We start from the raw sequence: 626 nt of genomic DNA on the forward strand, positions 1-626 counted from the left end.
TTCCATCGCGAACTTTGATGGAGGTAAACCAAAGTGCAACTTGAACTTCTGGCTGAAGTAAGAGGGATCATTGAAACCGCAATTGAAAGCCACTTCACTGATTTTTTCACCTGCGAGTAACTGTTCACAAGCAGTTTCTAACCGTACCTCCGTTAAATAATCTTTTAACGTTCTTGACGAGGCCGACTTAAAGCGGCGTTGTAAACTACGTTCAGACATAAATAACATCTTAGCCGCTGTCGCAGTGCCAAAATCAGGGTCATGGTAATGCTCAGCAACTAACTGATAGACCTTTTGTAGCCACTCATTTTCTGGACTGGCTTTCTCTTCGACGATGTTTTCTGGCACAAATTCTGGTAAAACTTCCTCAACATGGCTCAACTCTTTTGCCATCGGCCAAGTAATCTCAATTTTATTCTGCGCATCAGAAGTGAACACCGCTAAGTGCCCTCCACTCACCGTAACCAACTGCGAAAGATTGTCGATACTCAAGTCCACATTGTTATTCGCAGGACGACTTAGAGAAAGTTTATTTGGCAATTGTGTTCCGTAATCCAAAAAGCTGAGTGAGACAATGTCCCGCCCCTCTTCTAACATCACTTTAACGGCTTGACCTCGGAAAGAGC

1 protein-coding gene is annotated in these 626 nt (G+C 43.8%); it reads right to left on the reverse strand.

Annotation, left to right across the window (positions count from 1 at the left end):
* Nucleotides 1–626 (reverse strand): helix-turn-helix transcriptional regulator (locus R7190_RS28515; protein ID WP_318138015.1); only part of this gene is annotated, 626 nt, incomplete at both ends.

Source organism: Vibrio sp. 1078-1, from assembly GCF_033340475.1.